The sequence below is a fragment of the Mycobacterium sp. P2_H7 genome (genome assembly GCF_056403275.1).
Genome location: NZ_JBFUFU010000029.1, coordinates 1 through 21,482, shown reverse-complemented (window position 1 = coordinate 21,482; position 21,482 = coordinate 1). Strand labels below are relative to the sequence as shown.

Sequence of the window (21,482 nt, the reverse complement as noted above, 5' to 3'; positions counted from 1 at the left end):
CCACGCTATCGGTCGGCGCGCAGCCCCGGCCACCAGATGCGCGGCCCGATCAGGGTGAACAGCGCCGGGATGATGACGGTGCGCACCACGAAGGTGTCCAGCAGGATCCCCAGGCCCACGATGATGCCCAGCTGGGTCAGCACGATCAGCGGCAGCACGCCGAGCACGCAGAACACCGCGGCCAGCACGATCCCCGCGCTGGTGATGACGGCGCCGGTTGCCGACACCGCGCGCACGATGCCCTGCCGGTTGCCGAACTCCGGCGTCTCCTCACGCGCCCGGGTCACCAGGAAGATGGTGTAGTCGACGCCGAGCGCGACCAGGAAAAGGAACGCGAACAGCGGAGTCCCGTTGTCCAGCGCGGGGAATCCGAACAGGTGCACGCTGGCCCAGCCTCCCAGTCCCAGCGCGGCCAGCGCGGACAGCACCGTCACCGCGACCAGCAGCAGCGGGGCCAGCGCGGAGCGCAGCAGGATGAACAGCACCGCCAGCACGACGGCGAGGATCGCCGGAATGACCACCTGGCGGTCTCGCTGAGCAGCCGCCGCGGCGTCGCGGGCCTGCGCATCCGACCCGCCCACCAGGGCCGTGCCGTCCACGCCGTGGACCGAATCACGAAGGGCGTCAATGGTGGTGAAGGCCTTCGCGGAGGCCGGCTCGGCGTCGAGCACCACCGACCACTGCGTGAGCCCGGTCGGTGACTGTCCGGCGGGAATGACCGAGGTGACGCCCGGCGTGCCGGTGATGGCGCGCTGCACCGCGTCGGCCGCCGCGGTGGGCGCGATGACGCGGGTGGGGTTGGTCAGCCCGCTGGGGAAGTGCGCGGCCAGGGTGTCGTAGCCGGCCACCGACTCGGCCTGCACCCGGAACTGCTGCGTCTGGGACAGCCCGACGGGGGTGGTGAACAATCCGGCGCACAGGGCGGCCAGCGCGGCCAGGGCGACCGTGGCGACCACAACGGGTCGCCGGGCCACGCCAGAGGCGATGCGATGCCAGAAACCGCTCTCGGTAAGCGGTTTGGTGTGTGAGTCGGTATTCGGGACGAACGGCCAGAACAGCTTGCGGCCGCTCAACCCCAGCAGGGGCGGCAGCACCAGCAGCACGAAGGCGGCCGCGACCACCAGACCGGAAGCCGATTGCACGCCGAGGCTCCGGTTGGTCGGCGCCGACGCGAACACCAAGGTCAGCAGCGCCAGCACGACGGTGGCGTTGCTGGCCAGGATCGCGGGTGCGGCGGCGCGCAACGCCACCCGGAGCGCCTCGCGGTGGTCGGTGAAGCGGTGCAGTTCCTCGCGGTAGCGCGAAATGAGCAGCAGCGCATAGTTGGTGCCCGCGCCGAACACCAGCACGCTGGTGATGCCGCCGGTCGATCCGTCCGGGCTCAGCCCCACCCCGGCGGCCACCGCCGATCCGACGACGCTGCCGACCCGGTCGGCGAAGGCGATGACCAGCAGGGGCACCAGCCACAGCACGGGGGAGCGGTAGGTGATGATCAGCAGCAGGGCGACCACCGCGGCCGTTACGGCGAGCAGCGTGATGTTGGCTCCGGCAAAGGAATTGGCGATGTCGGCGCCGAACGCGGGGCCGCCGGTGACCTGGGCCTGCAGTCCGTCGGGCAGTCGCTCGGCGGTGGCGGTGCGCAGATCACGCACCGCGTCGTTGAGGGCGAAACCGGAAAGGTCCGCGGACAGCGGCGCCACCACGACGGCGGCCGCACCGTCCTCGGACACCGTGGCGCCCGGGCCTGCCGCGGCAATGTCGTCCTGCGCCAGCGCCTGACCGTCGGTGCGGGTCACGACGATGATGGCCGGAACCTGATCGCCACCGGGGAAATCCGCGCGGACGGCGTCGGCCCGCGCGGATTCGGCCGACGCGGGGACGGGTACCGGCGACTGGGACGCCGAATCGCCGGAACCGATGAGCGCCATGAGCGCCCCGGAGGTCACCACGACGAGCAGGGCCAAGATCCAGGAGAGGCGGCGGGACATGCCGACAAATATTTCAGAAACTTAAATGTTAATCAACTGTATGATGTCGGCATGCAGCCCGACCGTGCCTCACTGGAGGCGCAGATCTCCGTGGACGTGCGGGCGCTGACGGCGGAGTCCGAGCAGATCGGCAGGACCTTCGCAGGTCAGAACAACGTGGGCGCCAATGACTTTCGGGCCCTGCTGCACATCATGGTCGCCGAGTCGGCCGGAACCCCGCTGACCGCGGGTGAGTTGCGCAAGCTGATGGGCACCTCAGGGGCTGCCATCACCTACCTGGTGGAGCGGATGATCGCGTCGGGGCATCTTCGCCGCGACACCGACCCGGCCGACCGCCGCAAGGTCATCCTGCGTTACGACGAGCACGGGCTGACCGTGGCCAGGAAATTCTTCACCCCGCTGGCGCAGATCAGCTCACAGGCGCTGGCCGGCCTGCCCGACGCCGACCTCGAGGCGGCGCACCGCGTCTTCACCGCACTGACCGGCGCGATGCAGCAGTTCATCGCCGATTGAGCGTCGCCTCTTCCAGGTCGAGGCCGCGCAACACCGACCGCAGCACCTCGTCGTCGATATTGCCCGCGTCGCGTTCGGCGATGAACGTCGCGCGCTCGGCGGCCAGCATCTCCAGCCGTAACCGGCGGAACGCCGAGGCCGGACTCTCGCCGAGTTCTTCTTCGCTGCGGCCCAACCGTTCCCACGCCGAGTTGCGCCGTGCGGTGTTCCATTTGTGCAGCACCGCCGCGGCGCCGTCACGCATGGCGTTGCCCTCGGCCCGCTGTTCGGCGAGCAGTTCGTCGAGCCGGTCGGCAGCCGCCCGGCCCGCCTTGTCCTGAGCGGCGGCCTCGGCCAGCGCGTCCTGCTGTTCGTCGTCGCCGCGCACGCAGAAGTGCCGGATCACCCAGGGCAGCGTCAGGCCATGGAGCAACAGGGTGCCGACCACCACCACGAAGGTGAGGAACACCAGCTGCGGGCGGCCGGGGAAGTGCTCACCGCTCAACGTGGTGAGCGGCACACCGAATGCCGCCGCCAGCGACACCACCCCGCGCATGCCCGCCCACGCCAGCACGAACACCTCGGCGGGGCCGGGGCGCGGCTCGTTCTCCCGGACCCGCTTGAACAGCAGCCGCGGGGTGTAGGCGAAGGCGAACACCCAGACGATGCGCACGAGGATCACCGTCGCCAGCACAGAGATGGACGACACCGCGATCGTCACGAACGAGATGCCGGTGAGCTCGTGCACCACCTCGGGCAGCTGCAGCCCGATGAGCAGGAAGGCAAAGGATTCGAGGATGAGCTGCAACGCTTTCCACACCGCGTCGTCCTGCAGTCGGGTGGCGTAACCGGCCTCGGTGGACCGCTGCCCGAGGATGAGCGCCGCGACCACGACCGCCAGCACACCAGATCCGTGGATCTCCTCGGCCAGCAGGTAGATGACGAACGGCGCGATGAGCCCGATGGCGCTCTCGACCATGGGATCGTCCAGCCGGTGCCGGATGAAGGCGATCAGCCAGCCCACGGCCAGGCCGACCACCAGGCCGCCGGCCACCGCCAACCCGAAGGTGGCCAGCCCCGAACCCCAGGTCGCCGTCGCCCCGATGGCCGCCGCCAGGGCCACCTTGTACGCGGTCAGCGCTGTCGCGTCGTTGAGCAGGCTCTCCCCGCCGAGCAGCGTCATGATCTGGCGGGGCAGCCCGAGGCGGCGGCCGACGGCCGTCGCCGACACCGCGTCGGGGGGCGCCACGATGGCGCCGAGGGTCAGCGCCGCCGCGACGGTCAGCTCCGGCACGGTGTGGAAGGCGACGAATCCGACGGCCAGCGTCGTCGCCAGCGGCAGTCCCACCGCGAGAAGTCCGATCGGCCGGATGTGCTGGCGCATGGTGACGTAGCTGCTCTCCAGGCCCGCCGACCACAGCAGCGGCGGCAGGATCACGTTGAGTACCAGCTCCGGATCCAGCTCGACAGAGCCGAAGCCCGGGATGGCGCTGGCCGCGAGTCCAGCCACGACCAGGGCCAGGGGTGCCGACACGTCGAAGCGCCGGCTGACGCCCGCCAGCAGCACCGCGGCCGCCAGCACCGCCAGCAATGTGCCCTCCATGAACGCCCCCTCTGCCGGACAGTGCGCGTGCCCGCCCGTCCGTATCCTTGATCAATATGCTGAAGAGATCACGTCGGCGCGAGGCGGGCACCCCCGCGACCTCGGGAGCCCCGGCCACCAACTTGTGTGAACATCTTCAGGACGCGCTGGAGATCGTAGAGCCCGAACCCAGCACCCCGGGCCGCTGCCAGGAATGCGAAGCCGACGGTGAGCACGCCTGGGCGCATCTGCGGATGTGCCTGACCTGTGGTCATGTCGGCTGCTGTGATTCCAGCCCCCTGCAGCATGCCTCGGCGCACTTCCACCAGACCGGTCACGCGGTCATGCGCTCGGCCGAGCCGGGCGAATCCTGGCGTTGGTGCTATGTCGACATCCGGCTGGGCTGACGATCTGGCAGGCTGGGCTGGTAATGACTGAGGACGTGAAGAACACCCCGACTCCTGTCGTGATGCTGCTCGGTTCCGGTGAGACGAGTCGCGAACTGGCCCTGGCCTTTCAGCGCCTGGGCGCCTCGGTGGTCGCCGTCGACAGGTACGCGGACGCGCCCGCACACCGGGTCGCCGACCGCGCCGTCGTCGTCAAGATGAACGATCGCGAGGCGCTGACCGCGGTGATCGACAAGGAGCGGCCGCATTTCGTGGTGGTCGAATCGGGTGTGGTCGCCACCGATGTGCTGGCCGCGCTGGGCGAATCCATCGAGGTGTTCCCCACGCCCGACGCCACCCGCCTGAGCGTGGACCGCGAGGGCCTGCGCCGGCTGGCCGCCGACGAACTCGGTCTGCCGACCGCGCCGTTCTGGTTTGCCGGGTCGGCAGCGGAACTGGCGACGGTCGCCGAGCATGCGGGTTTCCCGCTCACCGTCACGCCGGTGCAGGGTGCTGCCGGGGACGGGGTGTCGGTGCTGCTGCGCCCAGAAGACGTCGAACCGGCCTGGAAGCGCGCGGTGGCCGCAGGCCGCACCACCCACAACCGGGTGATGGCCGAGACCGTCGTCGACGTCGACGACGAGGTGACGCTGCTGACGGTCCGCACCACCGGGCCGACGGGGCCGGTCGTCCATTTCTGTGAGGCCATCGGGCACCGCCTCGGCGAGGACGGCGCCCTGGCCACCTGGCAACCGCACCGGTTGTCGCCCGCCGCGCTGGACGCGGCCAAGTCGATCGCGGCCCGCATCGTGAACTCGCTGGGCGGGCGCGGGGTGTTCGCCGTGGAGTTGTTGGTCCGCGGCGACGAGGTCTACTTCTCCACCGTGCGGCCCCGGCCGGACGACACCGGACTGCTCACCGTACGCACCCAGCGGCTGTCGGAATTCGAACTGCACGCCCGCGCGGTGCTCGGCCTGTCGGTGGACACCATCATGGTGTCGCCCGGCGCGGCCGAGGTGGCCTACGGCGGAGCCGAGTCGGCCACCGACAAGGTGAACTCCCCGGATCAGTCGGCGGTGCTGGCCGTCCTCGCCGAGGCGCTGGCCGTCGCCGAGAGCGACGTACGCCTCTTCGACCGTCTCGACGAGTCCGACGGCAGGTACCGGCTGGGCGCCACCCTGGCCACCGCGTCCGACGTGACGGTGGCCCGGGACCGTGCGCAGCGCACCTCGATGGTGCTGCGTAAACTCTGGCAGTCGTGAGCGAGCAGGACGAACCGCGGGACCGCCCGACCCCGGCGCCTTTCCTGGGTGCGCTGGTCATCATCGTCCTTGTGATCACCGCGATTTTTGTGCTGAACCGGCACTCCGACGGCGGAGATCCCGAACAGATCGGTAATGCCGTATCCGGTCAGAATGCGGCGCTGCAGGGCCACAACTACGACGACTTCGTGAAGTACACCTGTGGTGAGCAGCAGGGCAAGAAGGACGACATCCTTGCCCGCCAACGTGATTCGGCGGCAAAGCGCGGTGAACGGTATGTCGACGGGGTCGGCAATGTGGTGGTGGACGGCGATCGTGGCACCGCCAAGGCGACCTACCACTTCAACAACGCGCCGGACGCGAAGGTCGGCGCCGATCTGACGCTGGTCCGCGAGGACGGGATGTGGAAGGTCTGCTCGGCGACTCCGAGCTGACCCAGCGCTCACCCTTGTCGCCCTCGCACAGCGCCCGCTACTACGGTAGGAGAGGTGTCCACACCCTACGCCGGAGACATCACGCCCGAGGAAGCCTGGAAGCTTCTCGTCGACGATCCCAGTGCCGTCCTGGTCGACTGTCGTACCGAGGCGGAGTGGCGATTCGTCGGGGTGCCGGATCTGAGCGAGTTGCGCCGGGATGTGGTCTACGTCGAGTGGACCACCAGTAACGGTGCACACAACGACGGATTCGTGGCGGACCTGACCGCGGCCGGCGTCACGGCCGACCGCCCGGTGGTGTTCCTGTGCCGGTCCGGCAACCGGTCCATCGGAGCGGCCATCGCCGCGACCGAAGCCGGCCTCGCCCCGTCCTACAACGTGCTCGACGGATTCGAGGGCAACCTCGACGAGAACCGCCATCGGGGCGGTACGGGATGGAAGGCCGTCGGATTGCCCTGGAGCCAGTCATGAGTGAAGTTCCCTCTGTTCGCATCCCGGCGCCTTTGCCCGACGGCGTCAGCCAGGCCACCATCGGTGTGCGCGGCGGGCTGCTGAGGTCGGGTTTCGAGGAGACCTCCGAGGCGCTCTACCTCACCTCGGGCTACGTCTACGAGTCCGCCGCGGACGCCGAGAAGTCGTTCACCGGGGAGATCGACCGGTACGTCTACTCCCGCTACGGCAACCCCACCATCTCGATGTTCGAGGAGCGGTTGCGGCTGATCGAGGACGCCCCGGCCGCCTTCGCCACCGCCACCGGGATGGCCGCGGTGTTCACCGCGCTCGGCGCGCTGCTGGGCGCGGGGGACCGGCTGGTGGCCGCCCGCAGCCTGTTCGGATCCTGTTTCGTGGTGTGCAACGAGATCCTGCCGCGCTGGGGTGTGGAGACGGTGTTCGTCGACGGCGAAGACCTGGCCCAGTGGGAAGAGGCGCTGAGCAAGCCCACTCAGGCCGTGTTCTTCGAGACGCCGTCCAACCCGATGCAGTCGCTGGTCGACATCGCCGCGGTGTCCGAAATGGCCCACGCCGCCGGCGCAAAGGTGGTGCTGGACAACGTGTTCGCCACTCCGCTACTGCAGCAGGGCCTGCCCCTGGGTGCCGACGTGGTGGTCTACTCGGGCACCAAGCACATCGACGGCCAGGGCCGGGTGCTCGGCGGTGCGATCCTGGGCGACAAGGAGTACATCGACGGGCCGGTGCAGAAGCTGATGCGCCACACCGGCCCGGCGATCAGTGCCTTCAACGCCTGGACACTGCTCAAAGGCCTTGAGACGCTGGCTGTCCGGGTGGACTACTCGAACCGGTCTGCGCAGCGCATCGCCGAGTTCCTGGAGGGCCAGGCCGGGGTGAACTGGGTGAAATACCCGTTCCTGGAATCGCATCCGCAGTTCGACCTGGCGAAGCGTCAGATGCGCGGCGGCGGCACAGTGGTCACTTTCGAGCTTTCCGCTGGAAAAAATGGATCTGCGAAGGACCGGGCGTTCGAGGTGCTCGACAAACTTCAGGTCATCGACATCTCCAACAACCTGGGCGACGCCAAATCGCTGATCACGCACCCGGCCACCACGACGCACCGCGCGATGGGCCCCGAAGGCCGGGCCGCGATCGGCCTCGGCGACGGGGTGGTCCGCATCTCGGTCGGTCTGGAAGGCACCGAGGACCTGATCGCCGATCTGGACCGGGCGCTGGGCTGAGGCGTGTCCCGCGGCTCCGATCAGAAGAAGGCCCGGCGCAAGAAGCGTCAGACCGCGAACCGCATCTCCACGGCCGCGTTCGAGCAGCTGTCCGAGATCGAGGACGCCGTCGTCGCGGACCTGGCCGAGTTCGACGAGCGAATCACCGCGCGCGGCTGGATCTTTGACGAGGAAGAATCCAACGACGACTTTGCGGTGTGGTTCTTCGAACCGTCCGGAGCCGAGGTCGCCGACGGCCTGCCGGTGACCTCGCTGTGGCTGGACGCCACCGAGGACGGCACGATCGTGCGGGTGGTGCTGGTGGGCACCGCCCAGCAGCACCCCTTCACCCACGGTCAGCTGTTCGAGCAGCTGGCCATCATCGAGGCCTACCGGAACGGTGACCCGGTCCCGGAGTTCGGCTAGGGTCTGCTTCCCATGGCCCTCGTCGCGGGAATCGACTCCTCCACGCAGTCCTGCAAGGTGCTCATCTGCGACGCGGAGACCGGTGCCGTCGTGCGGGAGGGCCGGGCTCGTCATCCCGATGGAACCGAAATAGACCCCACTGCATGGGAATTGGCGGCAGCCGCGGCGACAGCGCAGGCCGGCGGCCTCGCCGACGTCGCCGCGGTGTCGGTCGGTGCGCAGCAGCACGGCATGGTGTGCCTGGATGAGCGCGGCCAGGTGGTGCGCCCCGCGCTGCTGTGGAACGACACCCGGTCGGCGCAGGCGGCCGCGGATCTGGTGAGCGACTTCGGCGGCGCCCGCGCCTGGGCCGACGCGGTCGGTGTGGTGCCACTGGCAGCCATCACGGTGTCCAAACTGCGCTGGCTCGCGGACCACGAACCGGCCGCGGCCGACCGGACCGCCACGGTCTGCCTGCCCCACGATTGGCTGAGCTGGCGGCTGCGCGGCGGGAACATCGGGGCCGGCGAGCTGGTGACCGATCGCAGCGACGCCAGCGGCACCGGCTATTTCGACGCCGTGACCGACGCCTATCGCACCGACCTGCTGCAGCTCGCGTTGCGTGGCCGCCGGCCGGCACTGCCGCGGGTGCTGGCACCGGGGGAGGCCGTCGACCGATTCGGCGCGGGCCTGGGCGACAATGCCGCCGCCGCACTGGGTTTGGGTGCGCGCGAGGGCGACGTGATCATCTCGATCGGCACGTCGGGCGTCGTCTCGGCGAGTGTGGCGACGCCGGCCCGCGACGGTGGGGGCTTCGTCGCGGGCTTCGCCGACGGGACCGGGCAGCACCTTCCCCTGGTGTGCACCCTGAACGGGGCACGCGTGCTCGACGCCGCGGCTGCCCTGCTGCGCGTCGACCACGGTGAGCTCTCCCGGCTGGCCTGCTCGGCCCCGGCGGGCAGCGAGGGTCTGGTGATGGTGCCCTACCTGGAAGGCGAGCGGACACCGAACCGGCCCGACGCGACCGGCGCGGTGCACGGCCTGCGGGTGGGCAATGCCACCGCCGCGAACCTCGCTCGCGCCGCCGTCGAAGGGCTGCTGTGCGCGCTGGCCGACGGCCTGGATCACCTCACCGATCTGGGCGTGCCGGCCCGGCGGGTGCTGCTGATCGGCGGCGGAGCCAAGTCGGAGGCGCTGCGCGAGATCGCACCCACCGTGTTCGGTGTCCCCGTGCAGGTGCCGGACCCGGCCGAATACGTCGCGCTCGGCGCGGCGCGCCAAGCCGCGTGGGCGCTGACGGGCGCGCTGCCGGACTGGACCCCACCCCCCGCCCGCCGGTACGAGGGAGCCCCCGTACCCGCGGTGCGGGCCCGTTACGCCGAGGTCAGAGACCTCACCGAGGGCTGCCGTGTCTGACGTGACGCTGCGGCAGCTGCGCTACTTCGCCGTCCTCGGCGTGGAGCTGAACTACCGCCGCGCCGCCGAACGGCTGTTCATCACCCAGCCCGCCCTGTCCACCGCGATCAAGCAGCTGGAGCAGGCCTTCGGGGTGGTGCTGTTCCACCGCAACACCCGGGAGGTTGCGTTGACCGACCTCGGGGCGGCCTGGCTGCCGCAGGTGCAGCAGGCCCTGGCAGGCGTCGACGCCGTGGTGGACAACCTGGTCACGCTGTCGGGCACCCGACAGGGCCGGCTGCGGCTCGGCTATCTGATCGGTACCGGGGCCGACCTGCTGTTCCGCATCGTGCGGCATTTCGAGTCCGCCTACCCCGACGTCAGCGTCGAGCCGATCGAGTTCGATTTCGCCGACCCCACCGCGGGGCTGGCGTCGGGTGCCACGGAGGTCGCGCTGATCAGGCCGCCGGTCGATCTGCCCGATCACCGGATGCTGGTGCTGGATTCCGAATCCTGGGTGGCCTGCCTGCCCAGGGACCACCCGCTGGCCGGACGCACCGAGGTCGGCATCGCGGAGCTGCTCGACGACCCGATCGTGTGTGCGCCGCTGACCGCCGGGCCGTGGCGGGACTACTGGCTGGCGATGGACGTCCGCGGGAACCGGCCGCCGACCATCGCCGCCATCGCGGCCACCTACGAGGCGGAGACGACGTCGATCGCCCGAGGTCTGGGCATCAGTTTCACCACGTCGTCGGTGGCCCGTTTCTACGACCGTCCGGGCATCGTTTACGTACCGATAACAGACCGGCCGCCGAGTTACACGGCCCTGGCGTGGAATCCCGCATCGCTGTCGCCACAGGCAGACGCGCTGGTCAGGCATGTGCAATCGCAGTGGAGCTTCGGTGAGAACCCCGACGAGCGACCATACTGATAACCAGCGGTTATCAATCCATCAAAACATGGAACTTCCGGTGAACAGCCGTCGGCGTTTTCCTGTCATCAGTCGCTTTTCCTAACCCGCACAGCTGGAGTGACCCATGACCGACACCCCCGTCCGACCCACCGCTACACCGCCCGCCCTGGATTCCGAGGACGCCAAACTCGCCGAGCTCGGCTACACCCAGAAGCTGGACCGATCGGTAGGCAGCCTGGCGTCTTTCGCCATCGGTTTCGCCACCATCAGCGCCACCACGGCGGTGTTCACCGGCTTCGGCGCCGGCTACTTCACCGCGGGCGCGCCGTTCGTGTGGACGCTGCTGTTGGCCGGTGCGGTGTTCGCGCTGTGGGCGTTCATCGCCGCCGACCTGACCGCCAAGCTGCCGCTGGCCGGCTACTCCTACCAGTGGATCAGCCGGATCAACGGCCCGAACCTGGCCTGGTTCACCGGGTTCATCGCGCTGATGGGCTGGGTCTGCGGAATGACCGGGGTCGGCTTCATCCTGTCCGGCTACCTCGGCGGCCTGTTCGGCTGGACCATGAGCCAGAGCGCCCAGATCCTGCTCGCCATCGCGGTGGTGTTCGTCTGCGTGCTGATCAACATCTACGGCGTCCGGTTCGCCACCATGGTGAACAACATCGGCGTCAGCCTGGAGCTGGTCATCACCGTCGGCGCGACGCTCCTGGTCGCCGTCATCGCCTTCTCCGCACCGGAGAACCACCAGCCGATCTCGGTGCTGTTCACCGGGGGTGAAGCCGGCGACAAGGACTCGTACGTGCTGGCCTGGCTGGCGGCCGCCCTCGGCCCGTTCTTCGGCCTGATCGGGGTGGAGTCCGGTGCCGACGTCGCCGAGGAGACCAAGAACGCCCGGCATGTGGTGCCCAAGACGATGTTCTATGCGCTGGTCACCTCGATCGTCATCGAACTGCTGATGTACATCGTCTACGTGCTGGCCATCCGCGACTCCGCGGCCGTCGCCGCCAACCCGGGTGCGCCCATCGAGGAGATCATCAGCCAGCAGGCCGGCCCCGTCGTCACCAAAATCGTTGTGGCCGTGGCACTGACGAACATCCTCGCCTGCCTGCTGGCCAACATCCTGGTGGCCACCCGGCTGACCTACTCGATGGCCAGGGACAACATGCTGCCGTTCTCACACATCTGGCGGCACGTCTCGCCGAAGAGCAAGGCGCCCACCTACGCCGTGCTCGGCCTGGGTTGCCTGTCGGCGCTGCTGCTGTGTTCGGCGCTGGTGAACGAGGCGGCGTTCAACTACATCATCGGTATCGCGTCGCTGCTGTTCTTCTTCGTCTACATCCTGCAGACCATCGGCCTGCTCGTCGGCTACAAGCGCGGCACCATCCCGGTCGGCGAGCCGGGGACCTTCGACCTGGGCCGCTGGCGGCTGCCGCTCTACGTCACCGCGCTGGTGGTGTTCGTCGGTGTCGCCGTCGCGCTGCTCTTCCTGCCACAGTTCACCAACAACAAGTGGGTGTTCCTCGGCATCGTCGCCGTCGCGGCGCTCTGGTGGGCCACCGGCCTGAAGTCGCGGCTGGCCCGCGGCGACGCCGGCGCCGACTACGTCAAAACCCACAACTCCTGATCGAAAGGGACTGAACAACATGACCATTGCAGACGCAGGCACCTCCAATCTCGTCGCCGTCGAGCCTGGCGCGGCCATCCGGGAGGACACCCCGGCCGGCTCGGTGATCCAGTACAGCGACTACGAGCTGGACACCTCCAGCCCGTTCGCGGGCGGCGTGGCCTGGATCGAGGGTGAGTACATGCCGGCCGAAGAGGCCAAGATCTCCATCTTCGACACCGGCTTCGGACACTCCGATCTGACCTACACCGTCGCCCATGTGTGGCATGGCAACATCTTCCGGCTCGGCGACCACCTGGACCGGCTGCTCGACGGCGCCACCAAGCTGCGCCTGGACGCGGGCATCAGCAAGGGCGAGCTCGCCGAGATCACCAAGAAGTGCGTGTCACTGTCCCAGTTGCGTGAGTCGTTCGTGAACCTCACAGTCACCCGTGGCTACGGAAAGCGCAAGGGCGAGAAGGATCTCACCAAGCTCACCCATCAGGTGTACATCTACGCCATCCCCTACCTGTGGGCGTTCCCGCCGGCCGAGCAGATCTTCGGCACCACGGCCGTCGTCCCGCGCCATGTCCGGCGGGCCGGTCGCAACACCGTGGACCCGACCATCAAGAACTACCAGTGGGGCGACCTCACCGCGGCCAGCTTCGAGGCCAAGGACCGTGGCGCGCGCACCGCGATCCTGCTCGACTCCGACAATTGCGTCGCCGAGGGGCCCGGCTTCAACGTCTGCATCGTCAAGGACGGCAAGCTGGCCTCCCCGTCGCGAAATGCGTTGCCGGGCATCACCCGTAAGACGGTGTTCGAGCTGGCCGAGCAGATGGGCATCGAGGCCACCCTTCGCGACGTCACCAGCCATGAGCTGTACGACGCCGACGAGTTGATGGCCGTCACCACCGCGGGCGGGGTAACCCCGATCAACAGCCTGGATGGTGAGGCGATCGGCAACGGCGAGCCCGGCCCGATGACCGTCGCGATCCGGGACCGGTTCTGGGCGTTGATGGATGAGCCGTCCCCGCTGATCGAAGCGATCGAGTACTGAGCCCCGAGGCGATCGTCGACCTGGCGGCCGTCGCGCACAACGTCGGCGTCATCCGGGAACGCTCCGGCGCCGAGGTGATCGCCGTCGTCAAAGCCGACGGGTACGGGCACGGCGCGGTCGCAGTGGCCCGTGCCGCGCTGGCGGCCGGCGCCGCTGAACTCGGGGTCGCTACCGTCGGGGAGGCGCTCGCCCTGCGGGCGGGTGGTGTCAGCGCACCGGTGATCGCCTGGTTGCATACGCCGTCAACGGATTTCGTCGCCGCGATCGAGGCGGGGGTGGAGATTGTGGTGTCCTCACCGGCGCACCTGGTGGCCGTCACGTCGGCCGCCCACCGGCTCGGGCGGCGGGCCACGGTGGGTGTGAAGGTCGACACCGGATTGGCGCGCAGCGGGGTGTCAGCACAGGACTGGCCGCAGGTGTGTGCCCTGCTCTCCGACGACGCAGTGGTGCTGCGGACGGTGATGTGTCATCTGGCCCGGGGGGACGAACCGGGCCATCCGCTCAACGCCGAGCAGGCCGCCGGGCTGGACGCATGTGTGGCGGACCTGCGCCGCGAGGGTCTGCGTCCGCAGCGGGTGCACATCGCCAATTCGGCTGCCGCGCTGACAGATCGGAGCCTGGCCCGCGACATCGTGCGCACGGGTATCGCGATCTACGGGCGCAGCCCGGTGCCCGTGCTCGGTGACTTCGGGCTGATCCCGGCGATGACGCTGACCGCCGAGGTGGCGATGGTCAAGAAGATCCCTGCAGGCCAAGGGGTTTCGTACAACCACCGGTGGATAGCCCGCGACGACACCGTAGTTGCGGTGTTGGCCTGCGGGTACGCCGACGGTGTGCCGCGCGCGTTGTCGGACCGGTTGCCGGTGCTGATCAACGGCCGCAGGTTCGACGGCGTGGGGCGGGTCTGCATGGACCAACTGGTGGTCGACCTCGGCCACGACGGCGGCGGCGTGACCGAGGGGGATCGGGCGGAGCTGTTCGGTCGTGCCGGTGCGACCGCCGGTGACTGGGCGAGCGCCACCGGCACCATCGACTACGAAATCCTCACCGGGATCCGTGGGCGCACCGAACGGCGTTACTTGCCGTCGGACTCGATGACGCCCTGCGCGGCCCGGGCACGATCCTCGTAGGCCTTGCGCTTGGTGGTGTCGACCTCGAGGAACACCTTGTCCAGGCCGAGCGCCTTGTTCATCGCGCGGCGGCCCTTGGGCGGCAGCATCTGCGCGGCCTGCGCGGTGAACCGCAACGCCGGCGGCACCGACACGTGGGTCTTGGGCTTGTCCAGCGTCTTGACGATGGCTGCGGCGATGTCCTCGGGCTCCACCGGCTTGATCGCGCCGCCGGACTTGGTACCCGAGATCAGCTCGGTGTTGGTGAACGGCGGCATGATGACCGAGACGTTGACGCCATGTGGCGCCATCTCGTCGGCCAGCGCGGTGGTCAGCCCGACGACGGCGTACTTGGCGCCGACGTAGACCACCTGGCCGGGCAGCGGGATCAGGCCGGAGAGCGACGCGATGTTGATGACGTGGCCGCTGCGGCGCTTGACCATCTGGGGCAGGGCCAGCTGGCAGCCGGTGAGCACGCCGTACACGTTGACCTCCAGCGATGACCGGATCGACTGCTCGGTCTCGTCGAGGAAGGCGCCGACCGGCATCACGCCGGCATTGTTGATCAGCACATCGATGTGGCCGCCGCCGTCGGTGCGGGCCTTGTCCAGGAACGTCTCGAACGACTCCCGGTCGGTGACGTCCAGCGGGTAGCCGGAGACCTGGCCCAGCTTGGTCAGTTCGACGACGGCCGACTCCTGCAGGGCGACGTCGCGGTCACCGATGACGACGCGGGCGCCGCGGGCCAGCAGGGCCTTCGCGGTGGCGTAGCCGATGCCGCGAGCGGCGCCGGTGATCGCGATGGTCTTGCCGCTGATGTTGTCCATGGCGGCGAACTTTACACGTGTCAAGTTTTTCGCGAAAGGGTGTCCATGACCTCGGCGCAGGCGTCCTCGCCGAGGAACAAGGTCAGCATGTCGCGTGCCTCGATCGCGGCGGCCTCGCCGCGCGGGAACATCGCCGACTCGTAGGCGGCCAGCGCGGTCTCGGCATCGCCGGGGTTCGCGGCGATCGCCTGGCCGAGTTCCGCGCCGTCGAGCATCGCCAGATTCGCGCCCTCGCCGGAGGGTGGGCACACATGGGCGGCGTCGCCCAGCAGCGTCACGCCCGGCGTCCGGTCCCAGCGGTGCCCGGTGGGCAGGGCGTAGATCGGCCGGACCGTCGGGCCGGCGTCGGCGTCGGTGATCAGGGCGGTGAGTTCGGTTGCCCAGCCGTCGAATTCGGCGGCGACCTGGTGGATGTCCCGTACCCATCCTTCGGGCCGGTGCAGCACGACATATGTGTGCAGCACGGCGTTGGGTTCGCGATGGGCGCCGATCCACTTGCCCGGCGCCAGCGCGAACATCGAGCCCGCGCCGACCGCCCGAGCCGCCGCGGGGTGCCGCGCATCGGCGTCATGCAGGTAGGTCTCGACGAACGTCATGCCCGCGTAGGCGGGTACCGCGTCGGACAGCAACGGCCGGATCTTCGACCACGCCCCGTCAGCGCCCACCAGCAGCTCGGTGGCCACCGATGTCCCGTTCTCGAACTGCACCTCGTGACGTCCCTCGTCGACGGCGCGCACACCGCTGACCTTGTGCCCCCAGCGAACCGTGTCCGCGGGTAGCGCATCCAGCAGGATGCGGCGCAGCTCCCCGCGCAGGACCTCCGGACGTCCACCGGTGCCGTCGTCGGGTTCGTCGAGCAGCACCGTGCCGTCGGGATCGAGAACGCGGGAGGCCTCGCCGCCCTGATGGATGATGGCGCGGAACTGCTCGGTCAGCCCGGCCATCTCGAGCGCGGGCTGACCCGTGTCCAGGTGGATGTCGAGTTGGCCGCCCTGGACGCGGCTGGACGCGGACGGTTCGGCCTCGTACACCGTGCTGGTGATGCCGTGGACGTGCAGTACCCGGGCCAGCATCAGCCCGCCGATGCCCGCTCCCACGATCGTCACGTGTGTGGTCATGCCGCCTCCTTTGGAACGCTGTTCCAATCAAGGTTGGAACAGCGTTCCAAGCATGTCAAGATGAGGCATGACCGAACGCCGCGCGGACGCCCTGTCGCGGGAACGCATCATCGAGGCGGCGATCGAGATCCTCGACGCGGACGGCGAGAACGCCCTGACGTTCCGCGCGCTGGCGGCCCGGCTCGCGACCGGCAGCGGCGCGATCTACCACCACGTGGCCGACAAGAGCGCGCTGCTGGCCGCGGCGGCCGACGGCATCATCACCCGAGCGCTGGCCGGCGCCGGCACCGAAACCGATCCGCGAGAGGCGATCCGGGCCATCGCGCTCGGTCTGTTCGACACCATCGACGTACACCCCTGGGTCGGTGCCCAACTGCACCGCCACCCGTGGTCGGCGCTGCTGCAGATCTTCGAGGGCATCGGCGTCCGGATTCAGGCGCTCGGTGTTCCCGAAGGGAGACAATTCAATTCGGCCTCCGTGCTGGCGAACTACATCCTGGGTTCCGCGGCGCAGAACGCGGAGAACGCCCGCTCGCACGTGGCAGGCACCGACCGCACGGCGTTTCTCGGGGCCGTCGTGGCGCAGTGGACCCGACAGAATCCCGCGCGGTACCCGTTCGTCCACGAGGTCGCGGCCCAATTGCGTGACCACGACGACCGCGACCAATTCCTGGCGGGCATCGACCTGATCCTGGCCGGCATCGAGACCGTCCGCTAGGACGCGTTCGCCAGCCACAGGTCGGCGCCGTTGTCGGCGAACACCCTCAGCAGCGCGCTCCACGCCGGGTCGCCGAGCGCGGCCCTGGCCCCCTTGTACGGGGCCAGCACGAACCGGAAACCACCCTCGTCCGGGGTGCCGAAACCCCCGCGCAGGCAGTCGGCGAGGGCGTCCAGATTCGACCCGAAATAGCCGCCGTCACCGTTGACCGCCCGGCCGATCTCGGTGAAGAAATCCGCCTTCGACGCGATCCTGGACCCGTCGATCAAGTACGTCTTCATACGCCTCCGATCAGGCAGAACGTCTCATAGTGATCACCGGTGTAATAGAACTCGGGCGGCTCGGTGAGCGGCTTCCCGCCGGTGATGACGCGCCGGGTGCCGCGATGGGATGAGCCCGGGGTGGGCACCGTGTACTCGTGGTAGTAGCCGCGCTCATGCTGCGGCAACCGGCCCTCGTAATTGCCGAACACCACCCCGTCGTTGCGGGGGTAGGGGAACGGGCCACCGGACTCGATGCGGTGCACCGTCTCGCCGGCCTGCGGCGGGAGCCCGTCCAGTCCGCAGGTGCCGTCGTTCTGGGCGGTCGCCTGGCAGCCCGAGAGCAGGCCGCACACCAGTGCCACCACCGCCACCACGCGCATCGGACGACGCTAGCAGGCCGGATTTGCGATCACGACGATCCGATCGCCCCCGAATGGAATGCGCGTGCCGCCGGCACGTTAGAAAGTAGGTGATGACCGTTCCGCTCTCCATCCTCGACCTCGCGCCGATCAGCGCGGGCAGTGACGCGGCCACGGCACTGCGCAACACCGTCGACCTGGCACGGCACGCCGAACAATGGGGATACCGGCGCTACTGGGTGGCAGAGCATCACTACGTCGCGGTGGCCAGCTCGTCACCGGCGGTGCTGATCGGCCAGATCGCCGCGGCCACCGAGACCATCAACGTCGGCGCGGCGGCCGTCCAGCTGGGGCACACCACGGCCATCGCCGTCGTCGAGAGCTTCGGGATCCTGGACGCTTTCTACCCGGGCCGCATCGATCTGGGGGTTGGCCGGTCCGGCCAGCGCCGCACGGAGGCGCTGCGCGAAAAGCCGCGCACCCCGCGGCCGCCCAGGGAACGGCACGAAGTGGACGGTGTGGTGGTGCCCGCACCCTTCGATGTCGCTGCGCTGATGCGCGATCCGCGGCTGCGGGCCGTGATGGCGACACTGCAACAACCCGAGGCCGTCGCCCCGGATTTCGGCGACCAGGTGACCGATATCGTGGCGCTGCTCGCCGGCACCTACCGGGCCGGAGAATTCGAAGCCCACGCCACACCCGGTGACTCGACGTCGTTGCGGCCGTGGGTGTTCGGTAGTTCCAAGGGCCAGAGCGCCCAGGTGGCCGGTGCGCTCGGGCTGCCGTTCGTGGCGGCCTATCACATCGTCCCGTCGACCGCGCTGGAAGCGATTGACGCTTACCGCAACGCTTTTCGGCCATCGGCGGAGCTCGCCGAGCCCTACGTCGTGGTGTCGGCCGATGTGGTGGCCGCCGACGACGAGAAGACCGCGCGCCACCTGGCGAGCAGCTACGGACATTGGGTGCATTCGATCCGTGCCGGCGGGGGCGCGGCGCCCTACCCGGACCCGGACACGGTGGCACCGCTGACCGGCGACCAACTGGCGCTGGTGCGGGACAGGCTGGAGACCCAGTTCGTCGGCGACGCGGACCAGGTGGCCGACCGGCTGACCGCGCTGCAGCGCGTGACCGGCGCCGATGAACTGGTGATCACCTCGGTGACGTTCCGCCACGAGGACCGGCTGCGCTCGCATGAGCTGATCGCCAAGAGGTGGGCAAGCTAACCTGAGTGCCGTGTCGCAAACGACCGTCGGGCTGCTGATCCTGGCGGCGGCCCTGTTGACGGCGCTGGCCGGGGTGGGCCTGCGCATCGTCGTCGGCCGCAAGAGCGACTCGCCCGGGGTGCGGAAATCGGTGACCGCCTTGCGTGCCAACGTGATCGGCCGGGTGCTGTTCGGCCGGGTGCTCACCGACCCGTTCGACGACGACGAGCTGGACGGGATGATCCTGATGCCGGCCATCGTGCTGGCCTGCGGGATGTTCCTGACCGGGGTGTTCCTGCTCGGTTATGACGTGCTGACCTGAGTGGTGCACAGCACCGCGAGCGCCTCATTGGTGGCGTCGACGCCTGCGTCGCCGATGACGGCGGCCAGCCGGGCACGCAGTTCGTCCTGCTGGGCAGGGGCCAGTCGCAGCACATTGGAGTAGGTGGTCACCAGATCTACCCAGTCCGCGCAGGCGTAATGCGGACGTTCGACGTAGACCCGGCGTTCGCCCGTGAGGCCGGCGGCGGCCAGCAGCGGGTCGAGGTGTTCGCCCTCGATATCGGTCGACGGCCGCTGCCATTGGTCGAGGATGCCGTCATACGCGCGCCCGAGCTCTCCCGCGCCCGGGGTGACGGGCACGATGCGGTTCCACAGCAGCGCCAGCCGCCCGCCCGGAACCAACAGTGTGCGCACCTTGCGGAGCGCGGCCTCGGGCTCCACCCAGTGAAACGACTGCGCGAACACCACCAGGTCGAAGGTCCTGCCGCGCGGATCCCAGTCCTCGAAACCGGCCACCTCGACGGCGAGTCCCTTCTGCCCGGCGACCTCGGCCATCTTGGGGTCGGGCTCCACGGCCAGCACGTCGGCGCCCGCGTCGCGCAGCTGCGCGGTGGCGATACCGGTGCCCGCACCGACGTCGAGCACCCGGATGCCTTGACGGTCAACCAGATCCGCGATCAGGCCGGCGGGATAGCGCGGCCGGTGCCGGTCGTAGCGGGCGGCCGCCGAACCGAACGAGTTGGCCCGCTCGCGGTCGTGATGGACCGGTGGACGTCCGCTCACCGGGCGGCCTGTTCGGCCGCGTCGCGGATGGAGCCCCGCCACACCGGTCCGTGTCCGGGCAGCAGCACCTCAGCGTCCAGCATGCCCAGCGCGCCGAGGCTGCGCAGGCAGCCCTGCTGGTCATGATTGAACAAGCCGGGCAACAACTGCGGGCCGCGGCGCGAACTGAGCGGGTGCCCCGTCACCAGTGCGTCGCCACTGACGAGCACACCGTCGACCAGGTACGAGCAGTGCCCGCCAGTGTGGCCGGGGGAGGGGATGGCCGTCGGGGTGCCGGGCAGGGTGGCGGCGACGTCCTCGTCGAGTGCGCGGGTGCTCGGGATGCCCTCGCGGGTCAGCGCGCCCTTGCCGAGGATGGTGGCCGTCCACGTCAGGTAGCGCGGCTGCCAGATGCGCGTCACCAGGTCGACGGGCGACACCTGTTCGAGGTATTCGCGTTTGGCGTGGCTGACTTCCGCGGCATGGGTATATACGGGTGTGCCAAGGGTTTTCGCGAACCAGATCGCCGAACCGAAATGGTCGACGTGGGCGTGGGTCAGCAGGATGGCACGGACGTCCTCCACGCCGAAGCCCAGCCTGCGCACCGATTCGATGATGTCCGCGCGCTGGCCCGGGTAGCCGGCGTCGATGATCAGCACACCGTCGCCGTCGGTGACCAGCGTCCAATTCACCAGATCGGTCTGGGCGAAGTGCACGGTGTCGGTGATTGTGCTGAGGGACACTGCCATGCCCGCGAGCTTAGTAAGGGAGTAGAAAAGAGACGTGGCTGAACTCAAACTGGGGTACAAGGCGTCTGCGGAACAATTCGCTCCGCGCGAGCTCGTGGAGTTGGCGGTGGCCGCCGAAGCGGCCGGCATGGACAGCGCGACGGTCAGTGACCACTTCCAGCCCTGGCGGCACGAGGGCGGGCATGCCCCGTTCTCACTGGCCTGGATGACAGCGGTCGGCGAACGGACGCAGCGGTTGGTCCTCGGGACGTCCGTGCTGACCCCGACGTTCCGGTACAACCCGGCGGTGATCGCGCAGGCGTTCGCGACGATGGGTTGCCTGTACCCGGACCGCATCTTCCTCGGAGTCGGCACCGGCGAGGCGCTCAACGAGATCGCCACCGGATACGAAGGCGAGTGGCCGGAGTTCAAGGAGCGCTACGCGCGGCTGCGTGAGTCGGTGCGCCTGATGCGCGAACTGTGGCTGGGCGACCGCGTCGATTTCGAGGGCGAGTACTACAAGACCAAGGGCGCCTCCATCTACGACGTGCCCGAGGGCGGCATCCCGATCTACATCGCCGCGGGCGGCCCGCAGGTGGCCAAGTACGCCGGCCGCGCGGGCGACGGCTTCATCTGCACCTCGGGCAAGGGCGAGGAGCTGTACAAGGACAAGCTGATCCCCGCGATGCGCGAGGGTGCCGAGGCGGCGGGCAAGAACCCCGACGACGTCGACCGGATGATCGAGATCAAGATCTCCTACGATCCGGACCCGAAGCTGGCGCTGGAGAACACCCGGTTCTGGGCGCCGCTGTCGCTGACCGCGGAGCAGAAGCACTCCATCAACGATCCGATGGAGATGGAGAAGGCCGCCGACGAACTGCCCATCGAGCAGGTCGCCAAGCGCTGGATCGTCGCGTCGGATCC

Annotated in this window: 24 protein-coding genes; 16 read left to right on the top strand and 8 right to left on the bottom strand. The window is 69.1% G+C overall.

Features of this window, described 5'->3' with window-relative positions; genetic code table 11:
• Positions 1–5 precede the first annotated feature (5 nt).
• Positions 6–1,988, bottom strand: coding sequence for an MMPL family transporter (locus tag AC1DY7_RS30395; protein ID WP_477497478.1), 1,983 nt, complete (start codon positions 1,986–1,988; stop codon positions 6–8).
• A 51-nt stretch (positions 1,989–2,039) separates the two neighbouring features.
• Between AC1DY7_RS30395 and AC1DY7_RS30390 the strand changes: the two genes are divergently transcribed.
• The gene (locus AC1DY7_RS30390; RefSeq protein WP_477497477.1) at positions 2,040–2,501 is read left to right on the top strand and encodes a MarR family winged helix-turn-helix transcriptional regulator; all 462 of its coding nucleotides are present in this window, start codon (positions 2,040–2,042) and stop codon (positions 2,499–2,501) included.
• On the opposite strand, the gene AC1DY7_RS30385 is transcribed toward AC1DY7_RS30390, so the two are convergent.
• The gene (locus AC1DY7_RS30385) at positions 2,488–4,083 is read right to left on the bottom strand and encodes a Na+/H+ antiporter (RefSeq protein WP_477497476.1); all 1,596 of its coding nucleotides are present in this window, start codon (positions 4,081–4,083) and stop codon (positions 2,488–2,490) included. The genes AC1DY7_RS30390 and AC1DY7_RS30385 overlap by 14 nt on opposite strands.
• Before the next feature lie 59 nt (positions 4,084–4,142).
• Between AC1DY7_RS30385 and AC1DY7_RS30380 the strand changes: the two genes are divergently transcribed.
• The 11 genes from AC1DY7_RS30380 to alr all read left to right on the top strand — a co-directional run bounded on the left by AC1DY7_RS30380 (position 4,143) and on the right by alr (position 14,320).
• Positions 4,143–4,469: a UBP-type zinc finger domain-containing protein gene (locus AC1DY7_RS30380; RefSeq protein ID WP_477497487.1), complete on the top strand. Its 327-nt coding sequence runs from the start codon at positions 4,143–4,145 to the stop codon at positions 4,467–4,469.
• Positions 4,470–4,492: 23 nt separating this feature from the next.
• On the top strand, positions 4,493–5,710 hold the full coding sequence (purT, locus tag AC1DY7_RS30375; RefSeq protein ID WP_477497475.1) for a formate-dependent phosphoribosylglycinamide formyltransferase: 1,218 nt from the start codon (positions 4,493–4,495) through the stop codon (positions 5,708–5,710).
• A complete protein-coding gene (locus AC1DY7_RS30370) occupies positions 5,707–6,144 on the top strand; it encodes an Rv0361 family membrane protein (protein WP_477497474.1) in 438 nt (145 codons plus the stop codon). The genes purT and AC1DY7_RS30370 overlap by 4 nt, the downstream gene beginning before the upstream one ends.
• Positions 6,145–6,198: 54 nt before the next feature.
• Complete coding sequence (locus AC1DY7_RS30365; RefSeq protein ID WP_477497473.1) at positions 6,199–6,615, top strand: rhodanese-like domain-containing protein; 417 nt, start codon at positions 6,199–6,201, stop codon at positions 6,613–6,615.
• Positions 6,612–7,835 (top strand): O-succinylhomoserine sulfhydrylase, encoded by a 1,224-nt coding sequence (locus AC1DY7_RS30360; protein ID WP_477497472.1) that lies wholly within the window; start codon positions 6,612–6,614, stop codon positions 7,833–7,835. The genes AC1DY7_RS30365 and AC1DY7_RS30360 overlap by 4 nt, the downstream gene beginning before the upstream one ends.
• Before the next feature lie 3 nt (positions 7,836–7,838).
• Positions 7,839–8,240, top strand: a complete 402-nt coding sequence (locus tag AC1DY7_RS30355; protein ID WP_477497471.1) for a hypothetical protein — start codon at positions 7,839–7,841, stop codon at positions 8,238–8,240.
• A 12-nt stretch (positions 8,241–8,252) separates the two neighbouring features.
• The gene (locus AC1DY7_RS30350) at positions 8,253–9,635 is read left to right on the top strand and encodes an FGGY family carbohydrate kinase (protein ID WP_477497470.1); all 1,383 of its coding nucleotides are present in this window, start codon (positions 8,253–8,255) and stop codon (positions 9,633–9,635) included.
• On the top strand, positions 9,628–10,545 hold the full coding sequence (locus tag AC1DY7_RS30345; protein WP_477497469.1) for a LysR family transcriptional regulator: 918 nt from the start codon (positions 9,628–9,630) through the stop codon (positions 10,543–10,545). Before AC1DY7_RS30350 ends, AC1DY7_RS30345 begins: the two co-directional genes overlap by 8 nt.
• A gap of 106 nt (positions 10,546–10,651) precedes the next feature.
• On the top strand, positions 10,652–12,151 hold the full coding sequence (locus tag AC1DY7_RS30340; protein ID WP_477497468.1) for an APC family permease: 1,500 nt from the start codon (positions 10,652–10,654) through the stop codon (positions 12,149–12,151).
• Positions 12,152–12,170: 19 nt separating this feature from the next.
• The gene (locus AC1DY7_RS30335; RefSeq protein ID WP_477497467.1) at positions 12,171–13,190 is read left to right on the top strand and encodes an aminotransferase class IV; all 1,020 of its coding nucleotides are present in this window, start codon (positions 12,171–12,173) and stop codon (positions 13,188–13,190) included.
• Positions 13,187–14,320, top strand: a complete 1,134-nt coding sequence (gene alr, locus AC1DY7_RS30330; protein WP_477497486.1) for an alanine racemase — start codon at positions 13,187–13,189, stop codon at positions 14,318–14,320. Before AC1DY7_RS30335 ends, alr begins: the two co-directional genes overlap by 4 nt.
• Here the strand turns inward: alr and AC1DY7_RS30325 are convergent.
• Both AC1DY7_RS30325 and AC1DY7_RS30320 read right to left on the bottom strand, forming a co-directional pair.
• Entirely contained in the window at positions 14,266–15,126 is an 861-nt protein-coding gene (locus AC1DY7_RS30325; RefSeq protein WP_477497466.1) for an SDR family oxidoreductase, read from the bottom strand. The two genes, alr and AC1DY7_RS30325, sit on opposite strands and share 55 nt — an antisense overlap.
• A 20-nt stretch (positions 15,127–15,146) precedes the next feature.
• Entirely contained in the window at positions 15,147–16,244 is a 1,098-nt protein-coding gene (locus AC1DY7_RS30320; protein WP_477497465.1) for an FAD-dependent oxidoreductase, read from the bottom strand.
• Positions 16,245–16,311: 67 nt separating this feature from the next.
• Here AC1DY7_RS30320 and AC1DY7_RS30315 point away from each other — a divergent pair, with 67 nt between their 5' ends.
• Positions 16,312–16,962: a TetR/AcrR family transcriptional regulator gene (locus tag AC1DY7_RS30315; protein ID WP_477497464.1), complete on the top strand. Its 651-nt coding sequence runs from the start codon at positions 16,312–16,314 to the stop codon at positions 16,960–16,962.
• On the opposite strand, the gene AC1DY7_RS30310 is transcribed toward AC1DY7_RS30315, so the two are convergent.
• Positions 16,959–17,243 (bottom strand): barstar family protein, encoded by a 285-nt coding sequence (locus tag AC1DY7_RS30310; protein WP_477497463.1) that lies wholly within the window; start codon positions 17,241–17,243, stop codon positions 16,959–16,961. The two genes, AC1DY7_RS30315 and AC1DY7_RS30310, sit on opposite strands and share 4 nt — an antisense overlap.
• On the bottom strand, positions 17,240–17,605 hold the full coding sequence (locus AC1DY7_RS30305; RefSeq protein ID WP_477497462.1) for a guanyl-specific ribonuclease: 366 nt from the start codon (positions 17,603–17,605) through the stop codon (positions 17,240–17,242). The genes AC1DY7_RS30310 and AC1DY7_RS30305 overlap by 4 nt, the downstream gene beginning before the upstream one ends.
• 92 nt (positions 17,606–17,697) lie before the next feature.
• On the opposite strand from AC1DY7_RS30305, the gene AC1DY7_RS30300 reads away from it, so the two are divergent.
• Positions 17,698–18,807: an LLM class flavin-dependent oxidoreductase gene (locus tag AC1DY7_RS30300; RefSeq protein WP_477497461.1), complete on the top strand. Its 1,110-nt coding sequence runs from the start codon at positions 17,698–17,700 to the stop codon at positions 18,805–18,807.
• Positions 18,808–18,817: 10 nt separating this feature from the next.
• Entirely contained in the window at positions 18,818–19,108 is a 291-nt protein-coding gene (locus AC1DY7_RS30295; RefSeq protein ID WP_477497460.1) for a hypothetical protein, read from the top strand.
• Here AC1DY7_RS30295 and AC1DY7_RS30290 read toward each other — a convergent pair.
• Positions 19,090–19,851, bottom strand: a complete 762-nt coding sequence (locus tag AC1DY7_RS30290) for a class I SAM-dependent methyltransferase (protein WP_477497459.1) — start codon at positions 19,849–19,851, stop codon at positions 19,090–19,092. The two genes, AC1DY7_RS30295 and AC1DY7_RS30290, sit on opposite strands and share 19 nt — an antisense overlap.
• Positions 19,848–20,579: an MBL fold metallo-hydrolase gene (locus AC1DY7_RS30285; RefSeq protein WP_477497458.1), complete on the bottom strand. Its 732-nt coding sequence runs from the start codon at positions 20,577–20,579 to the stop codon at positions 19,848–19,850. The genes AC1DY7_RS30290 and AC1DY7_RS30285 overlap by 4 nt, the downstream gene beginning before the upstream one ends.
• 34 nt (positions 20,580–20,613) lie before the next feature.
• Here AC1DY7_RS30285 and fgd point away from each other — a divergent pair.
• Positions 20,614–21,482: glucose-6-phosphate dehydrogenase (coenzyme-F420) (fgd, locus tag AC1DY7_RS30280; RefSeq protein WP_477497457.1), on the top strand; the 869-nt coding region annotated here is incomplete at its 3' end.

Bases quoted from the DNA above. Each gene is read 5' to 3' on its own strand.
- AC1DY7_RS30350 (WP_477497470.1), top strand. From the start codon at position 8,253: ATGGCCCTCGTCGCGGGAATCGACTCCTCCACGCAGTCCTGCAAGGTG.
- AC1DY7_RS30385 (WP_477497476.1), bottom strand. From the start codon at position 4,083: ATGGAGGGCACATTGCTGGCGGTGCTGGCGGCCGCGGTGCTGCTGGCG.
- AC1DY7_RS30305 (WP_477497462.1), bottom strand. From the start codon at position 17,605: ATGCGCGTGGTGGCGGTGGTGGCACTGGTGTGCGGCCTGCTCTCGGGC.
- AC1DY7_RS30335 (WP_477497467.1), top strand. From the start codon at position 12,171: ATGACCATTGCAGACGCAGGCACCTCCAATCTCGTCGCCGTCGAGCCT.
- AC1DY7_RS30390 (WP_477497477.1), top strand. From the start codon at position 2,040: ATGCAGCCCGACCGTGCCTCACTGGAGGCGCAGATCTCCGTGGACGTG.
- AC1DY7_RS30325 (WP_477497466.1), bottom strand. From the start codon at position 15,126: ATGGACAACATCAGCGGCAAGACCATCGCGATCACCGGCGCCGCTCGC.
- AC1DY7_RS30285 (WP_477497458.1), bottom strand. From the start codon at position 20,579: ATGGCAGTGTCCCTCAGCACAATCACCGACACCGTGCACTTCGCCCAG.
- AC1DY7_RS30360 (WP_477497472.1), top strand. From the start codon at position 6,612: ATGAGTGAAGTTCCCTCTGTTCGCATCCCGGCGCCTTTGCCCGACGGC.
- AC1DY7_RS30320 (WP_477497465.1), bottom strand. From the start codon at position 16,244: ATGACCACACACGTGACGATCGTGGGAGCGGGCATCGGCGGGCTGATG.
- AC1DY7_RS30315 (WP_477497464.1), top strand. From the start codon at position 16,312: ATGACCGAACGCCGCGCGGACGCCCTGTCGCGGGAACGCATCATCGAG.
- AC1DY7_RS30340 (WP_477497468.1), top strand. From the start codon at position 10,652: ATGACCGACACCCCCGTCCGACCCACCGCTACACCGCCCGCCCTGGAT.
- purT (WP_477497475.1), top strand. From the start codon at position 4,493: ATGACTGAGGACGTGAAGAACACCCCGACTCCTGTCGTGATGCTGCTC.
- AC1DY7_RS30300 (WP_477497461.1), top strand. From the start codon at position 17,698: ATGACCGTTCCGCTCTCCATCCTCGACCTCGCGCCGATCAGCGCGGGC.
- AC1DY7_RS30395 (WP_477497478.1), bottom strand. From the start codon at position 1,988: ATGTCCCGCCGCCTCTCCTGGATCTTGGCCCTGCTCGTCGTGGTGACC.
- AC1DY7_RS30310 (WP_477497463.1), bottom strand. From the start codon at position 17,243: ATGAAGACGTACTTGATCGACGGGTCCAGGATCGCGTCGAAGGCGGAT.